This is a genomic window from Nocardia sp. NPDC049737, assembly GCF_040674755.1.
Lineage (GTDB): Bacteria > Actinomycetota > Actinomycetes > Mycobacteriales > Mycobacteriaceae > Nocardia.
The window spans coordinates 54,462-73,560 of the sequence record NZ_JBFANH010000037.1; the positions used below are offsets into that span (position 1 = coordinate 54,462).

Here is a 19,099-nt window from a genome sequence, read left to right on the forward strand (position 1 = left end):
GCCGGTGTCATGGATGGTCGGTAAAGTGAGCTCGACCGCTATCCAGGCTGTACCAGGAGGCATTCGGTGAATGCGAAATCTTTCGTGAACGGCTTCAACTCGGTGACGCTGACCTTGACGAATGCACCCCTGGTGGGCTCGCTCATGCGCAAGAGCTTCGTCGAGATCAGTTATGTGGGCCGCCGTTCCGGCAAAACCTTCAGCACGCCCGTGAACTACCGCCGTTCCGGCGATTCGATCGTCATCGGAGTTGCACTCCCGGATCGAAAGAAGTGGTGGCGCAACTTCACCGATGAAGGCGCCCCGATCACGCTACACCTCGAGGGCGGCGACCGTCACGGTCACGCGCTCGCACATCGTGACGAGCGCGGGCGAGTCACGGTGCGTGTTCGCCTGGACGATTCGCACTGATCACCCCGTACCCCCTCCCCCAACGCCACTGGCGAAGATCATCTGGCAACCCGACGCTGGCTGCTGCGCAGCTTTTCGCACGCCACGCACGAATTCGCAGGGCGAAAACGTGCGCGGCGTGCGAATCGGTGCGCGAGAGCAAAAGTCCGAGTCAAATGGCACGCGCACGGAGCAGCTCGCGTGCGGCGGCGCGGTAACGGTCGGCGATCAGACGGACGACCGCCGGGTGGACGCCGATCGGCTCGGCGACACCGTCCGCTCCCGCCTCGTGCAGGCGCTGCTGGAACAGACCGTGGGCCAGCAGGTACGAGGCGACGAAGACACGCTGCGCACCCGACTCACGAAGTTCGGCAACGACTTCCGTGACGCGCGGGGCTCCGGTCGCGACGTAGCCGATGCGAACCGGGACACCGAGATGCTCGGCCAGCATACCTGCCGCACGTCGAACATCCTGGCGCGCACGGGCATCCGATGATCCGGCTGCCGCGAAGACCACCGCGTCACCGGGACGCCAGCCCGCGGCGCGCAGTCGCATGGCCATGATCCGGGCTAATGCCGGATCCGGTCCCATCGCGGGTGTCACCGCGACCTCGGGATGGCCGCTCTCGGCGACCTCGCGGGGCACATCCTGATACACGTGATATCCGGAGGCGAGGAAGGCCGGAACCACAACGGCGGGAACCGATTCCCCCTCGGCATCGGTCAGATCGCGCAATACCTCGGACGGCGATGGACCCAGCACGTCCACGAAAGCGGTACGCACCCAGGGCTTCTCGGCGGTCTCCGGCCCGCGAATAACGGTGCGGTGTTCACAGACCGGAGCTGCGGAAGTATCGGCGTCGCGCCCCGAAACCGCGGCGCCGATTTCACCCGCCCCGCTGGCTGCGATCCCCGTGAACTCCTGCACTACCGCCTCCGCGAGCGCGGCGATCATCTGCACACCCCTGGTACTTCTGGTGCCGTGTGCGACCAGGACCAGGGCCGGAGCCGTCACCAGCTCCCCGCAGGCTGTGCGTACCTCGGCGCGCGGGCCGGGGTACCGATACCCGCTACCGGCGCACGGCCGGTAGCGACGGTGCGCGGAAAGTCATCGGCGCAATCCGCGGCGTCCAGCGCCAGCCGGTAACCCCGTTTGACCACGGTCTGAATGGCTTTCGGCGTGCCGAGCCCGGCGCGCAGCCGCGCGATCGCGGTCTCCACGGCATGGGTGTCGTCACCGCCGCCGGGCAGCGCCGCGAGCAGATCCTCCCGGGACACCACCCGGCCGGGCTGCCGCGCCAGCGATCGCATCAGGGCCATCGGCGCGGGAGCGAGCTGGCGCACCGAACCGTCTACCACCACGCACGCCCCGCGCACACTGATGGTGTGTCCGGCGGCCTGAATTCGATTGGCTCGCCGCGGCAATTCCTCGGCGACGTGCCGGGCCAGCGCACCGAGGCGCGCCCGTCCGGGCATCGAGGTCGCCACACCCAGCTCCTCCAGCGGAGCCGCGGTGATCGGTCCGACACAGGCGGGCAGCACCCGTCCGCGCAGCGCGTGCAGCACACCCTCCAGCAGCCCGGTTTCCTTGGCGCGCATCAACATCGAGGCCACGGCGGGCGCGCTGGTGAAGGTGACACAGTCCAGGCTGGAGGTGATGATGGCCTCGATCAGATTGTCCATCGGACCCTGATCATCCGGCGGCACCCAGCGGTACACCGGTACCGGAACGACATCCGCACCGGCACAACGCAATACCTCGCAGAAGTCGGGTACGGGTTCCCATTCGGTTGTCGCGCCGTGCAATTGGACCGCGATACGCACACCCTCCACGCCTTCGGCGAGCAGGTGGTCGAGCACCTCGGCGGAGGACTCCGACGCGGGCGACCATTCCTCGCGCAGTTCGGCGGCGCGGATAGCGCCCTTGGCCTTCGGCCCACGCGCCAGCATCCTGGTGGATGCCAGCGTCATCCGCAGGTCCTCGGCAATGCCCCAGCCCTCGGCCGCTTCCATCCAGCCGCGAAATCCGATGCCGGTGGTGGCCACCACGATCTGCGGCGGATCGGCCACGAGTTCGCGGGTCACCCGCTCCAGTTCGGTGTCATCGGCCAGCGGAATGATCCGGATGGCGGGAGCGGCGACGATACCGGCGCCCCGTCGGGTGAGCAGCGTGGCGAACTCATCGGCCCGCCTGGCGGCCGTGACGCCGACTGTGAAACCGGCCAGACAGGCGCCCGTATCGATTGTCGTCATGCTTATCCACCGTCCGCGGCGACGAGAGCGGCATCGACCGGCTCATTGGAAACCGAAACGATGCCGTCCTCGACACGCACCGCGTATACCGGCAGCGTCGCCGAATTGTCGTCCAGGCAGTGCCCGTCCAGCAGCGAGAACGCCTGCTTCAGCAGCGGTGAGGCCACGACCGGAATACCGCCGCGGTCACCGACGATCCCGCGCGACATCACTGCCGCGCGGCCGATCGGATCGATATTGCCGACGGCGGCGAGCGTGCCGTCGGTCATCAGGAACAGGGCGGCCTGGCGGCCCCCCTTCAGCAACACCGCGACGCCGCGGCCGGGAATCAGGTAGTCGAGTCGGCACGCCTGCGTCCAACCCGAAGGGGATGGCAAGTCGGCGGAGCCGACGGGGTGAGTGAACACAGTGGTAGTTGCGGCAATGCCGGGGGTATCCATCACGGTCATCGGTGTCATCCTCCAAACGCCTTACTCATTGGTACAGGCGCCCTGTTTCTTCGGGGTTAAGCGGCTATTGCCCGCGTGTGGCAACCGGGATTTCCGGCATGCCGAGCAACACAGGGACCTTCCGCTCCCCGGTCTCATCGAACGAAATGGTCGGATCGGCCTCTTCCGGGGCGTTGACGAAGGACACGAAACGCGAAAGTTTCTCCTCGTCCTCGAGCACCGCGGCCCATTCGTCGCGGTAACCGGCGACATGCTGGGCCATGGCGGCCTCCAGATCCTCGGCGATGCCGAGGCTGTCCTCGCACACGACCTGCTTGAGGTAATCGATGCCACCCTCCAGCGCCTCCTGCCACGGCGCGGTGCGCTGCAGCCGGTCGGCGGTGCGGATGTAGAACATCAGATACCGATCGATGTACTTGATCAGCGTCTCGTCGTCGAGTTCACCGGCGAGCAGCACCGCATGCTTCGGGGTCAGACCGCCGTTGCCGCCGACGTACAGGTTCCAGCCCTGCTCGGTGGCGATCACACCGACATCCTTACCGCGCGCCTCGGCGCATTCCCGGGCGCACCCGGAGACGGCCAGCTTCAGCTTGTGCGGCGAACGCAGGCCCCGGTAGCGCTTCTCCAGTAAGACGGCCATGCCGACCGAATCCTGCTGACCGTAGCGGCACCAGGTGGAGCCGACGCAGCTCTTCACGGTACGCAGCGACTTGCCGTACGCGTGCCCGGATTCCATGCCGACATCGACGAGGCGCTGCCAGATCTGCGGCAGCTGTTCGACGCGGGCGCCGAACAGGTCGATGCGCTGACCGCCGGTGACCTTGACGTAAAGGTCGAATTCCTTGGCGATCTGACCGATGGTGATCAGCTGATCCGGGGTGACCTCACCGCCGGGCATCCGCGGCACCACCGAGTAGGTGCCGTTCTTCTGCAGATTCGCCAGGAAGTGGTCGTTGGTGTCCTGTAGCGCGGCCTGTTCACCGTCGAGGATGTGCTCGCTGGAGGTGGAGGCCAGGATGGAGGCGACCGTCGGCTTGCAGATATCGCAGCCGGAGCCGGTGCCGTACTTGGCGATCAGGGCGGAGAAGGTGCGGATACCGGTGACCTGGACGATCTGGAACAGCTCGGCCCGCGACTGCGAAAAGTGCTCGCAGAGCGCCTTGGACATCTCGACACCGGACTGCTCGAGCAGCTTCTTGAGCATCGGAACGCAACCGCCGCAAGAGGTTCCGGCGGTCGTGCACTTCTTGATACCCGCGATATCGCAGGCGCCCTCGTCGATGGCCCCGCAGATCGCCCCCTTGGAAACATTGTTGCAGGAGCAGATCTGGGCATCATCGGGCAGCGAGTCGGCACCGAGTTCGGCGCCGGCCGGCGAAATCAGCGCGGCCGGTTCTGCGGGCAGCGGGCGCCCGACCAGCGGACGCAGTGCCGAGTACGCGGTCGCATCGCCGACCAGGATGCCGCCCAACAGGATCTGCGCGTCATCGGAGACGACGAGTTTGGCGTAGGTACCCTTGGCGGCGTCGTGCAGTACGACCGATAGCGCGCCCTCGGTGGTGGCGTGCGCATCACCGAAGCTGGCCACATCGACACCGAGCAGCTTGAGCTTGGTCGACATGTCGGCGCCGGGGAATTCGCCTGCGCCGCCGAGCAATCGGTCCGCGACGATCTCGGCGGTGGTGTAGCCGGGGGCGACCAGGCCGTAGCAAACACCTTCTACCGCGGCACATTCGCCGATCGCGTAGATATTCGGATCGGAGGTCTGCAGACCGAGGTCGGTGATGATGCCACCGCGCGGGCCGACCTCGATGCCGCTGTCGCGGGCGATCTGGTCGCGCGGTCGGACACCAGCGGAGAAGACCACAAGTCCGGCGTCGATCACCGTGTCGTCGGAGAGCGTAACCTTCAGGCGCTCAGCCGATTCCGCATCCGCCACGGTTTCGATCGACGAGGTGCCGACACCGGTGTGCACCTGCAGTCCGAGATCGGTGACCAGCTTCTCCAGGATGGCGCCACCACCCTCGTCGACCTGGGCGGGCATCAGGCGGGGATTGAACTCCACCACATGCGGCGTCATGCCGAGCAGGCGCAGCGCGTTGGCCGCTTCCAGACCCAGCAGGCCACCACCGACGACGACACCGGCCGCACCGGGTCCGGCCGCCGCGGCGGCTGCGCGGATGCCGTCGAGGTCATCGATGGTGCGGTAGACGAAGCACTCCGGCAGCTCGTGACCCGGGACCGGCGGCACGAACGGGTACGAACCGGTCGCCAGCACAAGTGCGTCGTAGGCGATGGTGTCGCCCGCCGAGGTGGTGACCTTGCGCGCATCGCGGTCGATGGACTGCGCAGTCTGGCCCAGGCGCAGCTCGACCAGCTCGTCACCGGCGTATTCGTTACCGGGCAGCGCCAGCGCGGCGGCATCCCAGCTGCCGACGTACGACGAGAGTCCGACGCGGTCGTAGGCGGGCAGCTGCTCTTCGCTGAGGATGACGACCTGCCACTGGCCTGCCTCGTCCCGGGACCGCAGCGCCTCCACGAACCGGTGCCCGACCATGCCGTGGCCGACGACCACGACGGTCTTGCGCTGGGTGGGGTCGACTGTCGAGTTCATGACTGTCCTCCGTTGGTGATTCGGCGTCAGGCTCGGGCCGACGTGCTGGTGGACTGGGACGGGCTGCCTGCCTCGGCTTCGAGGACGAGCGCCTCGGCCTCCGCGACGACCTCGGAGTCGACGACGCCGCGTGGGCGGCGCAGGAACACCAGATAGGTCACCGCGGCGCAGGCCACGTAGAAGGCCATGAAGACCCAGAACGCGGTGGTCGCCGATTTGGTCGAGGCGTAGGAGGAGCGCAGGACGAGGTTGATCCCGACGCCGCCGAGCGCACCGATCGCGCCGACGAAACCGATGAGCGCACCGGAGGTGTTCTGCGACCAGGCGGCCTGGGCGGTCGGACTCGCGTCCAGGCTCTTGGATTTGGCGTCGAAGACCGACGGGATGATCTTGGTGACCGCGCCGTTGCCGATACCGGACACCACGAACAGCGCGATGAATCCGGCCACCAGCGCCGTCATCGCGGCGCCGCTCGGCACACCGCCGCTGCGGTCACCCGCGGTACTCGCCACACCGACCAGCACGGCGGCCGCGGTCATCACGGCGAAGGTGTAGAAGGTCACCCGGCTGCCGCCGATCCGGTCGGCCAACTTGCCGCCGTACGGCCGGGCCAGCGAACCGAGCAGCGGGCCGATGAAGGCGATCTGCGCGGCATGCAGTGCGGCCTGCGCGACGGTGTCGCCACCGGCCTTGAAGCTGATCTGCAGCACCTGGCCGAAGGCGAAACTGTAGCCGATGAACGAACCGAAGGTGCCGATGTAGAGGAAGGCGATCGCCCAGGACTGCGGCACCTTGAGCGCCGTGATCATGTAGGAGAGATCGGCCTTCTGGTTCTTCAGGTTGTCCATGAACAGCGCGGCGCCGACACCGGCCAGCGCAACGAGCACGAGGTAGATCGCGCAGATCAGTGAGGCGTAGCCATTGCCGAGGGTGGCGATGACCAGCAGGCCGACCAGCTGGATGACGGGCACGCCGATATTTCCGCCGCCCGCGTTCAGGCCGAGCGCCCAACCCTTCAGCCGCTGCGGGTAGAAGGCATTGATATTGGTCATCGAGGAGGCGAAGTTGCCGCCACCGAATCCGGCGAATCCAGCCACCACCAGGAAGGTCGTGTACGAGGTACCCGGCTGATTGATGAAGTACAGCGTGAGCAGCGTCGGAATGAGCAGCAGCGTCGCACTGAAAATGGTCCAGTTGCGACCGCCGAAGCGCGCCGTGGCCACGGTGTAGGGAATGCGCAGAAACGCACCGACCAGCGTCGGCATGGCGACCAGGAAGAACTTGCCCGCCGGATCGATGCCGAACTTATCGGTGGGCATGAACAGCACCATGACCGACCAGATGGACCACACCGAGAACCCGACATGCTCGGCGAAGACCGACCAGATCAGATTGCGCTTGGCAATGTCTTTGCCACCGGCCTCCCAGGCCGCGACATCCTCGGCATCCCAATGCTCGATGTTGTGGTTACGCGTCAGCGTGCTCAACAGGGGCCTCCCAAAATCGGTTAGCCCCACGGTAGGAAACGGGTATTGCCGAAATGCTGCCCCAAATGACCGTCAAATCAACGGTTGCTCACGATTCCCGGGAAAGCAGGGTGAGTTTCAACGAAATGTTTCGGGCAGGTGACACACCGGTTTCCGCACGTCACAAACAGCCGATCTTCGAAGTAATAGCCGGTGAGGTGGTGACGCGCACCCGTCACGGTGTGCTCTGTCGCACACAGCATGGCCGCCTCCGCACAGCCTCGCAACTCGAGCTGTGAGAAGGCGGACTATTCAATTCCAGGTGTCTTCGAGCATGCGCGGCTTGCATGCCTGCCATGCGCCGGTGAGGAGCACCAGTACCGCGACGACGAGCATCGCGAAGGGCGCGGCCCAGCCCTCGGTCGCGCTGTGCAACATGCCGAACAGCACCGGACCGACGCAGGCCACCGCATATCCGACGCCCTGGGTGAAGCCCGACAGCGCGGCCGAACCCTGCGGGGTCCTGGTGCGCATATTGATCAGTGTCAGCGCCATCGGAAAGGTGCTCGGGCCGAGGCCCAACAGCACGACCCACAGCAGCGGCATACTCATCGGCGCGATCAGCAGACCGGCGAACGCGGTGAAAAAGAAGACGGCACAACCCACTACGAACGGGAACGGATTGCGGAACCGCGCCACCACCGTCGGAGCGGTGAACGCCGACACCAGACCGACCAGCGCGAACACGCCGACCATGGTCCCGCCGAATGCGGCACTCGCACCCGCCTCGGACAGGATCTTGGGCAGCCAGGTGAACATGGCGTAAGTGGTCAGCGAGGTCATGCCGAACATGCCCGCCATGCCCCAGGCCACCGGCGAACGCCACACCTCACCCTTGGGCTCCTTGGTCCGCGGCGGCAGCGCGGTGCTGTCGCCGCGATCGTGGCCGCGGCGATCGCGCAGCACACCGAGCCACGGCAGCGCGGCCGCGAAGCCGAGAATCGCCCACAGCCCCAACGAGATCCGCCAGCCGTGCGCCTCGGCAACCGGCACCGCGATCAGCGCGGGCACCACGGTGCCGAGCTGGACCATGGTGATGTACAGCGAGCTGACCACCGCGAGCCGGTCCGGGAAATAGCGCTTGACCAGCGGCGGGATCACCACATTTCCGATGCCCATACCGCCGAGGGCCAGCGCGGAGAAGATCAGCAGTTCGGCCGTACCGCCGACCACCGCCCGGATCAGCATGCCGAGTCCGGCCATCAGCATCGCGACGAGTGCGGTGCGCTCCAGCCCGATTCGGCGCACGAAAAGCGGGGTGAGCAGACCGGAAACCGCGAACATCAGCGTCGGGATCATGCCGAAGACACCGACGACGGCCGTCGAGTAACCGATATCGGCGCCGATGCGCTCGGCCAGCGGCGAGAACGCGGTGACGGCGACCCGGAGGGTGAGCGCGGACATCACAATGGCGGCGAGGACGAGCAGTCGCCCTTCCGTCAGTGCGCGTTTGCGCCGCTCGACCCGGACGTATTCCGGGCCAGTCGTGGTTTCCGGGAGAGCTGCAGTCACCGCGAAATCATAGGATGACCCCATGATAGGAGGCAAGGATTTGTGACGGGCGGTACTCTGATGCCGTGCAACCCGTCCGGCGGACCAGCCTCATTGCCCAGGTAACCGAGCAGCTGCGTGCCGAAATCCGTTCCGGCCGTTGGTCTATCGGCTCCCGAATCCCTACCGAACCGGAGCTCACCGAGCTCACCGGAACCGGGCGAAATACGGTACGCGAGGCCGTGCAGGCTCTCGTCCACTCCGGGATGCTGGAGCGTCGCCAAGGCTCGGGCACCTATGTCATAGCGGCCTCGGAAGTCGGCGGCACCCTCGCGAAGTACTTCGCCGATGCGGAGGAACGCGATGTGCTGGAGCTGCGCATGGCCCTGGACACCAATGCCGCAGCACTGGCCGCGCGTCGACGCGACGAGACCGATATCGCGAATCTGCGGCGGCTGCTGGAGGAACGTAGCCAACAGCACTGGGACGAACAGAATCTCGCGGCCATCGAAGCCGATGTGGAACTGCACCGCGCGATCGTCGTCGCCAGCCACAACGCGGTATATCTCGAGTTCTACGATTCGCTGCTGCCGATTATCGAACAGGTGATCCGGGCACGGTCCGCGAAATCCGACGATGCCTACGACGCCGAGCACAATGAATTGGTGCAGGCCGTTATCGATGGCGATCCGGACCGAGCGGCGCAGGCCGCACAATGCTTCCTCGCCTCGCTGATCGCCGAATACCCGGACCGCTAGACTTCTGGTCAACCGACCGAGAACGTTTGCGTCCGACGAGGTAACCAATAGGTCACCGAGCGGCTCGCCACCATGTGAGTCGGATTTGCCTGGAACGTCACTCGGGGCCATTCACACGCAACAACCAGCTCATACCTTTGTCTCGACCGCAGCTCGGCGAACCCACCGAGCCAGATCGAGAGGAAGCCGATGACTGCCGCAGTAGCTGCCACCGGCCAGCAGTCGGAAACCCCAGCATTTACGCACCAGAAAAGGGGCCGCTGGCTGGATCACTGGGAGCCGGACAACACCGAATTCTGGGAATCGGGCGGCAAACTCACCGCCCGCAAAAACCTGATCTTCTCCGTCTTCGCCGAGAATCTCGGCTTCAGCATCTGGGTCATCTGGGGCACCGTGGTGACCAGCATGGGTCTGGCGGGCTTCGACTTCCTGGCCGGGCTCGGCAAGGGCAATCCGACCGCGGTGAGCAATGCCCTGCTGCTGACCTCGACCCCGACGCTTGTCGGTGCGGCACTGCGCATTCCGTACACCTTCGCCATTCCGAAGTTCGGCGGACGCGCATTCACGGCGTTCAGTGCGGCCATGCTGCTCATCCCGACGCTGGGCCTGGCCTACTTCGTCAACCACCCCGGCACCCCCATGTGGGTGTTCATGATCCTGGCCGCGCTGGCCGGCTTCGGCGGCGGCAATTTCTCCTCGTCGATGGCAAATATCTCGTTCTTCTTCCCGGAAGGGAAGAAGGGGGCGGCCCTCGGTATCAACGCCGCGGGCGGCAATCTCGGTGTGGCGCAGACCCAGTTGGTGCTGCCACTGCTGATCACCCTCGGCACGCACATCATGGCCAAGGATGCGGCGGGCTACCGCTTCGGTATAACGCTATCGGTGCTGGTCTGGGTGCCATTCATCCTGATCGCCATGTTCGGTGCGCTGCGGTATATGGACGCCATCAGCACCGCCAAGGCCGACGGCAAATCCTACAAACTGGCGCTGACCAATAAGCACACCTGGGTGATGTCGTTCCTCTACGTCGGCACCTTCGGTTCGTTCATCGGCTTCTCCTTCGCGTTCCCGACGCTGATCAAGGCCAACTTCCCGGATCTCGCCAAGATCGGCTGGATCACCACTCTCGGTAACCTCGCCTTCCTCGGCGCGCTGGTCGGCTCGTTCAGCCGTCCGTTCGGCGGCTGGATATCCGATAAGGTCGGCGGCGCCAAGATGACCATTTATGTCTTCGGTGGCATGGCGGTAGCGTGCGTGCTGATCATGGCCGGATTGCAGGCCAAGAGCTTCCCGCTCTACCTGATCGCCTTCCTGCTGCTGTTCGTGCTGACCGGTATCGGCAACGGCTCGACCTACCGGATGATCCCGTCCATCTTCAGCGCCGAGGCCAAGAAGTACGCCTCCGAACACGGACTCGATCTCACCGACGCCACGGCTTCGGCCAAGCGTCAGGCCGGTGCCGCGATCGGTGTCATCGGCGCGATCGGCGCGTCCGGCGGCTACCTGCTCCAGCAGGCACTTCGCCTGTCCAACATCAACTTCCACAGCATGAACCCGGCCTTCTGGGCCTACGCCGGCGCCTTCCTGGTCATGGCCGCGGTCACCTGGTTCTTCTACCTGCGCTCCTCATTCGCCATGACCCGCGTACCCTCCCTGGCCTACGCGAACGTATAACCACATCACCCGCAAGACCCGAATGCCGCGCTGGAAGAGGTCCCCAGCGCGGCATTCGGCCGTCGGTGTCGAATCACATTGCTATGGTGGATATCACGCCAAGTCAGTAGGCAGCACGAGGGGGCTCCGGCGAGATGGCACACATCCGCATCACCACCCGCGACTGAGTAGGGATCGCATTTGGCGGTCTCGGTCCGTCAACTGCGCCAGCACTTTACGCTGGAAAGCAGACTCACACCGGGAGAGTGAGCATTGGACAAATCCGAGGGGGCGGGGGAACCGGTGTTCCGGACCGCGCGATTGGCCGATCTCGACGATATCGCCGCGCTGGAGCGGGAGCACTTCGGCGATCTGTGCTACCCATATGTGACGCTGCGGCAACTGTTCGACCTGCACGGACCCGATTGGGTGGTGGCCGAAATCGGCGGCAGAGTGCGCGGCTACGCACTCGTCGGCGTCGGCACCCGCCGACGCGGCTGGGTAATGGGTCTCGCGGTCGCACCGAACTACCGCAACCGCGGCCTCGGCCGCGCTCTGCTGGATCGGGCGGTGACGAGTTGCCGCACCGCACAGGCGGATTCGGTGTACCTCACGGTGCGACCTACCGACCAGCGCACAGTCAAGCTGTACAAGAACGCCGGATTCCGTTGGGCCGGACATGAACAGCGCTATTTCGGCGCGAACGAACCGCGAGATGTGCTGGTGCACCGCATCGATCATTGGCCGACCACCTCGCAATTCCCCGGACCGAACGACAAGCGGTGGCTCAAGGGGGGTCGCGCACCAGATTGATAGTCGAATCACGTTGGTATGGTGGATATCACGTCGAAGGCGACGGCTGCTCCCGGGGGAATACACGATGACCGAATACGCGGGCCTATCCCAACTACCAGCTGCGGTCAATTCGATGACCATGCTGATCGATCGACACGCCGACCGGTACGCCGGTGAGATCGCCGAATACTTCCAACAGGCCGGAGCCGGATCCGAACAGCGGCTCCTCGACTCCTTCAACACCCACGTCGAGACATTGGAGCTCGACTACGACCCGGTGAAGATCTCTCAGCCCGGTGACAGCCTGGTCTTCTCCCATATCTACGCGGCGGCGCAGGAACCCGCCGCGGACGGCGACGGAGCGCTGCGCGCCCTGACGGCGCTGCTCGCAGCCGAGGTCGAATTCCGCGGACCACGACGGCTGAGTCGCACCCAGAACATCCGGATCGCCGAGATCTATGAGCATCTCGGCCGCGCGCTGGTCGGCGCCGACCTGCCCCAACATGCCGTACTGGCCTTCAAACGCGGGGTTGGACTGCACCGGGTCGAGGAGGACTTCGACGCGCAGGACCGCTGCGGGCACGCCTTGGCGCAGGCGCGCTGCCGCGCCGTCGACCCGGTCTGGAAGCGGATCCCGCATTGGACCCTGGAAGTGCTGTGCGGCTATGGCTTTCGGCCGTTCCGGCTGCTCGGCTGGATCGCCGCCGTGCTACTCATCGGCACCTTCGTACTGTGGACCACCGACGGCCAGCCCATCCCGACCGCGCTGCACATGTGCCTGATCAACTACCTGAATCCACTCGGTCTCGGCGATCTCGAGGACATCAGGGGCGCCGGACGGACACTCCTGGTCATCGAGGCCTACGCCGGACTCGTGCTCAACTCGCTGTTCTTCGCGCTGCTGGTCCGGCGATGGTTCCGGATCTGATGCCGCCGCGGCGGCTAGTCCGCGCTGTAGTCCTCGGTGCCGATCCTGGTGTGGCGCACCGCATCCAGTGTCGCCACCAGCACCCGATTGTGCAGCTGATCGATCAAGGCCCGCCGTCCCGCGGTGAAATCCGGATCGGTGTTCAGCTGCGTCCACAGTCCACGCAGCGCCGGTGGTGTATGCACGCCGGGGACCCACAGATGTGCCAGGTGGTGCAGCACCGGGGCCAGCACCGCCACCGACTCCGGACTGCCCGGTGCGAACAGATCGGACTGCTCCAGCGCCGCGGCGGTGACCGACAGCAGCCAATCGTGCACCGCGAGATCCTCACAGAACCGCTGCACGTCGGCCAGTTCCGCCTCGGTGCGCACGGTGATCAGCGCGGTGCGCACCGTATCGTTCTGCAACCGGAACCACACCACCGGCTGCGCCGGATCGCCGATCCGCGCCGCCCAGCGCAACCTGGTCGCCCCCGATTGCACCGGCGTGTTCTGGTCCAGGCGATGATCCATCCGGATGCGGCCGAGCAGCCGATTGGCGATCGACGCGAGATCGAGGGTGCCCCCCGGCGGCGGCCCCGCGGCCAGGAAGCCTTCCGCCAGCCGGGCGCCGGTTTCCGGAGTGACCTTGGTGATCACCTCGGATACGCCGACCTGGCTCAAATAGTGCGACCACGTCCGGCGCTGATCGCCCGCGGCTCGAACGACCCTGGTCCGTGCCGAACTCTGCAATACTCGCCCACCGACCACAACCGCATGCGTCGCCACCGTGCCGATCGCCCGCACATCGGTATGCGACGGCGCCGCCAACCGGCAATCCACCCCCTCGGCGGTGGTGGGCGAAACCGCGAGCGACATCGGCCGCTCCCGCCACAGCATCGGACGGCCCGGCACCAATTCGAGCAGTTCCTCGAGATCACCGCGCGACAGCGGCGTCGCCGCGGGCAGCAGGCAGGTGTCCACCTCACCGAACACGATGAGCGGGCCGACGGGAGTCCTGGCCTGTGCCGCACCGGCACGCACCAGCAGGCGCACGGCTCGGCCGCGGCGCAGCTGCCGCAGGTGCGGCGTCGAGCGGGCCGCGCGCATGCGGCGCGCGGCCGCATCGTTCGGTTCGTTCACGTCAGGATCCGTCCAGCAGGAAGTGGGTGAGGCGTTCGGTCACCTTGCGCGATACGTCGATTCCCTCCTCATGGCCCCTGGCGACGATCTGATCGACCACTTCGTCGTCGAGTTGGATGTGATCGAGTATTACCCGCACCGCGTGCTCGATACCCAGATATCGCTGCGGCAGCAGCGAAAGTGACCGATATGCGGCAAATGGTTTGGCCCGCGGATTCAGCTGGACCACCGCGGGCATCTCCCACCAACTGCCGGGCCATGGCATATCCGGCTCCCACAACTGCGGCTCGACCACCGGCATACCGTCGAAACGCAGCATGCCCATTCGCAGCAACTGCCAGATGGCGGCCAGATACGGGCAGGACCATTTGGTGAAGACTTCCTTGCGTCCGTTCACCTTTCGGGACTGCTTACTCCACATTTCGACATCGAGAAAAATCGAATGCTCGCGCCGCCCGAACTCCTCGGCCGGTTCGTACGGTTCGTCGTGCATGGCCTGCTCCGAGGGATCATCGGATGCGCGTCGCCCATTGCACAGCCAGCCGGATTCCGCGGTGGGTGGCCTGCGGCCGTTCGCACCCTCGGGCGGTTCGGCCACGATACGGGCCCGGACCAACTCGGCCAGTTCGATACGCGGCGCGCTCACCGCGCCGTATTCGGCGGCCGGCACCTCCCAGCAGCCCGCCTCGCGCGCCAAATAGTCGATGGTCAAACCACATTCGTCGGCATTGCGCAGCAATTTGTCGAGGATTTCCCCGGGATTGGTATCGGATCGGAAATAGTCGTCGACCAGAAAGCAGGTGCTCACCCGGGCACGTGGCCCGAATTCGATTTTCGTGGCCTCGGTGAATGCCGTAACGAGCGGCACTATCCGACGAAACTGCGCGCGAATCTTCTCCTCACCATTGGCCAGATCGTGCATATAGAAGTGTCCGACCTCGATCGACACATGGGAAAGCGGCACCTTGGCGACGCGCGGGTGCTCGGTGGCCTCGCTGTAGCCTGCGGCATGCTCCATGTGCTCGAAATCCCTTTCCTCCGATGGTGTTCTCGAGTTCGGTCGATTCAGATTCGGCGCCAGGTGGCTGGATCGAGCACGCGATCGGCGAGCGTGTCGAAGGCCTCGACGGTTGCCTTGTTGGCAATTTCCTTCTGCACGTCGATATCCAGAATCAGCTGTTCGCGCCATTGCAATACCGGCTCGACCGGGGTCTCGCCGAGCATCGCGCTCGCACCGACCTTGTTCGTCGATGCCAGCCGTTTCAACATGGAGTCCTGTTGATGCAACCAGGCCGCCTGCGGCCCAGGGGATTCGGTCGCCTCGTTCAATTGCGGCACCGCGGTGCGCACGTACCGGATGTTGTCCAGCAGTATCTCGGGATCGTGGCCCGCGCCCGCGCCGCAATCGAGCAGTCCGTACCGGCCGCGTACCAGACCGTGTGCGGCGATGATGTGCTGACGGGTCCAACGATGAAATACCAACCAGCGCACCGTTCGCGCAGCCAGCTGCGGCAAGGCCGTTGCCTTGAGCGCGATTTCCATCGCCACCGAGCGCCCCGCGCTGAGATCGACAATGCAGACGTCGAAGTCCTGATCGAGCTCGAGCAGCAGCTTGGCACAGTTGTCGAGGGTGCGGTCCTCGATTTTGGTGAATTCCGCGCCACCGGCATCGCCGGGCAACAGGAACAGTTTGCCGGTGCGCGTGCGCATCTTACGTAGTTCGCGTCGATCGGTGTTGTCGCGCACATCGATTCGCGTCGCGACACCTGCCCTACCGAGCAAATAGGAATGCAGCCCGTCGCCGCTGGAGATGCCGCGCTCCGCACCACTGATCTCGAAAAGCGCACCCGCGGTCGGGGAACCGAAATCGAAATCCAGATAGGCGACCCGCTTACCCCGCACACACATCCGATACGCGAGATTGCAGCTGGTCACCGAGCGGCCGGTGCCGCCCTTGTCGGAGGTCGCGAACACGATCATGCGCTAGGGGTTCCTTGTCGCATCGCGGCGGGCGGCGGCCAGTCGGTCCAGTTCCCGCAGGGCGTCGAGGGCGTGCACAAAGGTGGTCGCGGAATCCTCGCGCACCAAGCGCCTCGCCTGGTCGATATGGTCCTCCACGCGATCGAGCGCGGCCCGATTTCCCGAGGTGTCATCGATGCTCACACCGAGCATTTCCTGATCGAACCGATGCTCGGCGGTATTCAGCATGACCCGTGCGACGTCCTGCAGATCCGGCCAGTTGGGCGGCGGTTCACGATAGGTCCGGTCCGCGGCCACCAGGCATTCGATGACTCGTTCGGTCATGTACCACGACGGCTTTGTGACCTCGGCATCACCGTTCTCGCCGAACGCGCCCGCCGGATCGTCCCATAGTCCGGGCGCTCCGGCCCGTAGCATGCGCCGATCCAGATGCTCCATCACCGATCTGGCCAATTCCATCAGCTTGTCACGGGCCGCGACATTGTTGGACAGCCTGGCCGCCTGCAGCATTCGCTTGAGCAGCACCGCCGAGAAGTCCGAAACCTCCCACTGCAGCGTCGGTCCGTCATCGATGCCCTCACTGCCCCGCAGGGTCAGTCGCACGCCCGGAGTGTGCAGCGCGACCGCGGGGTCCTCGCGCATGGTCCGGCGAATGATCCTGCCCCGGCCGGCCAATTCGTCGAAAATGGCCACGGCCCTTGTCAAGTCGTCATCGGATGCGGTGCGCGCGACCAGATCCTGGATCAGTACCGCAGAGACGATGAGACTGAAGTAGTCCGACTGCTCGTCGTCGGAGGTACGCCACGGAATATCCTCCAGTGGCCAACTGCCGGAGCCGAAGCGCGCGACCGTCGACCAATAGCGCTGGGTCAGCTCCCATCGGGTGCGCAAGGCCTGGGCCAGCCGATGCTGTTTCTCGTCGAGCAGACCGAGCTCACCGGTGCGCGGGGAGACCAGGTCGTTGATGCCGTCCAGTGCGACGACCGTGAAATAGAGGTACGGGCGCGGATCGGCGATCCCCTTCTCACTCGCGATCTGCGCCTCGACGAAGTCGACCTCGGTAGCGTCGCTGGCAATCCCCCAACTCCACCCGCATTCGAACAGCAGATTCTCGTCCTCGAGCTCCTTGACCGATTTCTCCTGGCCCAGGGTGACATCGCTGCGCAACCGCGCCCGCACCCGTTCCAGACTGCGCCGCACACCGTCGACCATGGCCTGCTCGGGTTCGCCGGTCTGGTTCAGCATTCCCAGAATCGCCTGTCCCTCACGCGATTTCGGCTTAACGGTATTGACGACGAAGCTGCGGACCAGTCCGGTCATCGCCGCGGTGAGCCGCGCACTGAGCTGACCGGAGAGATAATCGATCCGCTCTGTCAGCTCCCCGGGTCGCGCCCAACCGCGGAAGGCGCGCAGGAAGCGCAAGCCCGCCATACAGACAGTCAGCGACATCGAATACGAGTCGACGACCTCGATGCCGCGCTGTGCCGCATTGGGTTCGCGCTCATCGGCGGAGCGCAAATAACTGCCCGCGGAGAAATTCGGCTGCCCGTCGTCACGGGTGTTCTGCTCGATATAACGCTCGAGCAGCCACACAACGAAGCTGCCGATCTGCTTCGGACCACCGAGCGGTTCGAGGACAGAACTGACGTCGTCCTCCATGCGATCCGGATTGTCCAGTGCGAAGATATCTATCTCGGTAGCCGGATACAGCAGGCAGAGCAACTGTTCGGAATCGCTGATAGAGTTGGCCTCCATCCGACCGCCCCAGCGCCACTCCTCACCATCCCAGCACGCGGCGAGCATGGCGCGCCACACATCCAGAATCTGTTGTCTCGGTTGGATTCTCACCTGCCGCCGTCCTCACCCCAAGTCGCAGGCGCGCCGCTCCTCACCGCGTCCACGAACGTCAAATTAGCACGGGCACAACGCTTACGCTGGCTCCACGAGAGTCCGATCCGGTTCCATTCCGGCATCACCTGAATCGGTCGCAAAGCCGTCCGAGCACGGGCAACCACACAGCATCCGATAGCCCGCAAAGCAGGTAAAGCAATCGCCACCTGATGGCGGTCGTCCGAGCATAAAGCAGCCGATGCGGCACACGACGCAGATCGAGTAACAGGGCGGTCGCGCGGTTGAGACGAAACTCAGAGCATCAGACGAACCATATCCGCAGTCCGCGCCAACCCCGGAAACGCTTCGGGGGTCGAGCGCGGGTGCAGCGCATGTACAGCAAGCCGAAACATGACCGCGCGCAACAACATCTGCGGCCACTCGGGTAAATCGGACCAGCGGTCGAGAAGGCCGTCGTCGGCGCCGCCCCAGGCGAGTGCGTCGATGACAATGACACCGGCAGCCCAGGCTGCCGGGCGCCAGTACGGGGTGATGTCGGTGAGGCCGGGGGTGAAGACTCCGGCGAAAAGTACCGTGCCGAACAGGTCTCCGTGCACCAATTGCGCAGGGGTTTGGACCGGCTTGCGCAGGGTAGCCAGTTGGCCGATCAGTTCCATGCTGCGCAGGCCGTCGGGAGAAGTTGCCGGAGTGATGCCACCGGCGCGCAGGCTTCGCAGCGGCACCGCCTCCCAAGCGGCACGATCGGCGGCGACGAAAACATCGACATCGACCCAGGGTGCGACCGGCGGCTGGACCAAGAACCGTGGTCGTTCCAACTGCGCCGTGGCCTTGTGTAGCCGCAGCGATACCGAGACGACCTCGTCATAGCGTGGCTCGGGCACACCCTCCAGATAGGTATCCGCGCGCCAACCGGATACCACGTAGCGGCCGTCGGTGGCGCGCACGGGGCGAGCCAGGCGTAGACCGTCCACCTTCAGGGTTTCACGGACCTTCGCCGACCACGCCGCCCTGGCGTGATCGGCGATCGGGCTCAGCACCACGTCGCCGAGCCGCCAGCCGCCATCCCAGTCTCCCAGCGAAACCGGGGTCACTTCGCGCAGTCCGAACGTGGCGCGCACGTGCTCGGGGGGTTCCACAGAAGTCACGGCCGTACGGTACCTGTGTTGAATTTGGCACGCCTGCGGCGCGCCGTGGGCTCTGTCTTTGGCCGCGCCTGCGGCGCGGCGGGTTCGCGGCCCCCTGGTGTCTCGCGTCCGAGCCGTCGAGACTCGCGACTTCGTCGCATGCGCT

Annotated in this window: 16 protein-coding genes; 5 read left to right on the forward strand and 11 right to left on the reverse strand. The window is 65.4% G+C overall.

Annotated elements, in window-relative coordinates:
- Positions 1 to 66 precede the first annotated feature (66 nt).
- Complete coding sequence (locus tag AB0J47_RS35995) at positions 67 to 411, forward strand: hypothetical protein (protein WP_364356864.1); 345 nt, start codon at positions 67 to 69, stop codon at positions 409 to 411.
- Positions 412 to 562: 151 nt separating this feature from the next.
- Here the strand turns inward: AB0J47_RS35995 and AB0J47_RS36000 are convergent, their stop codons facing one another.
- The 6 genes from AB0J47_RS36000 to AB0J47_RS36025 form a co-directional block, all read right to left on the reverse strand.
- A complete protein-coding gene (locus AB0J47_RS36000; RefSeq protein ID WP_364356867.1) occupies positions 563 to 1,405 on the reverse strand; it encodes a CbiX/SirB N-terminal domain-containing protein in 843 nt (280 codons plus the stop codon).
- Positions 1,402 to 2,643, reverse strand: a complete 1,242-nt coding sequence (locus AB0J47_RS36005) for a uroporphyrinogen-III synthase (RefSeq protein WP_364356870.1) — start codon at positions 2,641 to 2,643, stop codon at positions 1,402 to 1,404. Before AB0J47_RS36005 ends, AB0J47_RS36000 begins: the two co-directional genes overlap by 4 nt.
- Before the next feature lie 2 nt (positions 2,644 to 2,645).
- Complete coding sequence (gene nirD / locus AB0J47_RS36010) at positions 2,646 to 3,092, reverse strand: nitrite reductase small subunit NirD (protein WP_364356873.1); 447 nt, start codon at positions 3,090 to 3,092, stop codon at positions 2,646 to 2,648.
- Positions 3,093 to 3,156: 64 nt separating this feature from the next.
- Positions 3,157 to 5,706, reverse strand: coding sequence for a nitrite reductase large subunit NirB (gene nirB, locus AB0J47_RS36015; RefSeq protein WP_364356876.1), 2,550 nt, complete (start codon positions 5,704 to 5,706; stop codon positions 3,157 to 3,159).
- A 26-nt stretch (positions 5,707 to 5,732) separates the two neighbouring features.
- Positions 5,733 to 7,196, reverse strand: coding sequence for a nitrate/nitrite transporter (locus AB0J47_RS36020; protein WP_364356918.1), 1,464 nt, complete (start codon positions 7,194 to 7,196; stop codon positions 5,733 to 5,735).
- 288 nt (positions 7,197 to 7,484) lie between these two features.
- Positions 7,485 to 8,744, reverse strand: coding sequence for an MFS transporter (locus AB0J47_RS36025; RefSeq protein ID WP_364356879.1), 1,260 nt, complete (start codon positions 8,742 to 8,744; stop codon positions 7,485 to 7,487).
- A gap of 65 nt (positions 8,745 to 8,809) precedes the next feature.
- On the opposite strand from AB0J47_RS36025, the gene AB0J47_RS36030 reads away from it, so the two are divergent.
- The 4 genes from AB0J47_RS36030 to AB0J47_RS36045 all read left to right on the forward strand — a co-directional run bounded on the left by AB0J47_RS36030 (position 8,810) and on the right by AB0J47_RS36045 (position 12,857).
- On the forward strand, positions 8,810 to 9,481 hold the full coding sequence (locus tag AB0J47_RS36030) for an FCD domain-containing protein (protein WP_364356882.1): 672 nt from the start codon (positions 8,810 to 8,812) through the stop codon (positions 9,479 to 9,481).
- 189 nt (positions 9,482 to 9,670) lie between these two features.
- Positions 9,671 to 11,155, forward strand: a complete 1,485-nt coding sequence (locus tag AB0J47_RS36035) for a nitrate/nitrite transporter (RefSeq protein WP_364356885.1) — start codon at positions 9,671 to 9,673, stop codon at positions 11,153 to 11,155.
- Positions 11,156 to 11,407: 252 nt separating this feature from the next.
- Complete coding sequence (locus tag AB0J47_RS36040) at positions 11,408 to 11,947, forward strand: GNAT family N-acetyltransferase (RefSeq protein ID WP_364356888.1); 540 nt, start codon at positions 11,408 to 11,410, stop codon at positions 11,945 to 11,947.
- A 67-nt stretch (positions 11,948 to 12,014) separates the two neighbouring features.
- Positions 12,015 to 12,857: a hypothetical protein gene (locus AB0J47_RS36045; RefSeq protein WP_364356891.1), complete on the forward strand. Its 843-nt coding sequence runs from the start codon at positions 12,015 to 12,017 to the stop codon at positions 12,855 to 12,857.
- A gap of 14 nt (positions 12,858 to 12,871) precedes the next feature.
- Here the strand turns inward: AB0J47_RS36045 and AB0J47_RS36050 are convergent, their stop codons facing one another.
- The 5 genes from AB0J47_RS36050 to AB0J47_RS36070 form a co-directional block, all read right to left on the reverse strand.
- Positions 12,872 to 13,978 carry an SCO2521 family protein gene (locus AB0J47_RS36050; RefSeq protein ID WP_364356894.1) on the reverse strand — a complete coding sequence of 369 codons (1,107 nt, stop codon included), beginning with the start codon at positions 13,976 to 13,978 and terminating at the stop codon, positions 12,872 to 12,874.
- A 1-nt stretch (position 13,979) separates the two neighbouring features.
- Positions 13,980 to 14,996, reverse strand: coding sequence for an SCO2522 family protein (locus AB0J47_RS36055; RefSeq protein WP_364356897.1), 1,017 nt, complete (start codon positions 14,994 to 14,996; stop codon positions 13,980 to 13,982).
- A 47-nt stretch (positions 14,997 to 15,043) separates the two neighbouring features.
- On the reverse strand, positions 15,044 to 15,958 hold the full coding sequence (locus AB0J47_RS36060) for an SCO2523 family variant P-loop protein (protein WP_364356900.1): 915 nt from the start codon (positions 15,956 to 15,958) through the stop codon (positions 15,044 to 15,046).
- Between the two features lie 3 nt (positions 15,959 to 15,961).
- Entirely contained in the window at positions 15,962 to 17,806 is a 1,845-nt protein-coding gene (locus AB0J47_RS36065) for an SCO2524 family protein (RefSeq protein ID WP_364356903.1), read from the reverse strand.
- A 296-nt stretch (positions 17,807 to 18,102) separates the two neighbouring features.
- Positions 18,103 to 18,954 (reverse strand): TIGR02569 family protein, encoded by an 852-nt coding sequence (locus AB0J47_RS36070; RefSeq protein WP_364356906.1) that lies wholly within the window; start codon positions 18,952 to 18,954, stop codon positions 18,103 to 18,105.
- Positions 18,955 to 19,099: the final 145 nt, after the last annotated feature.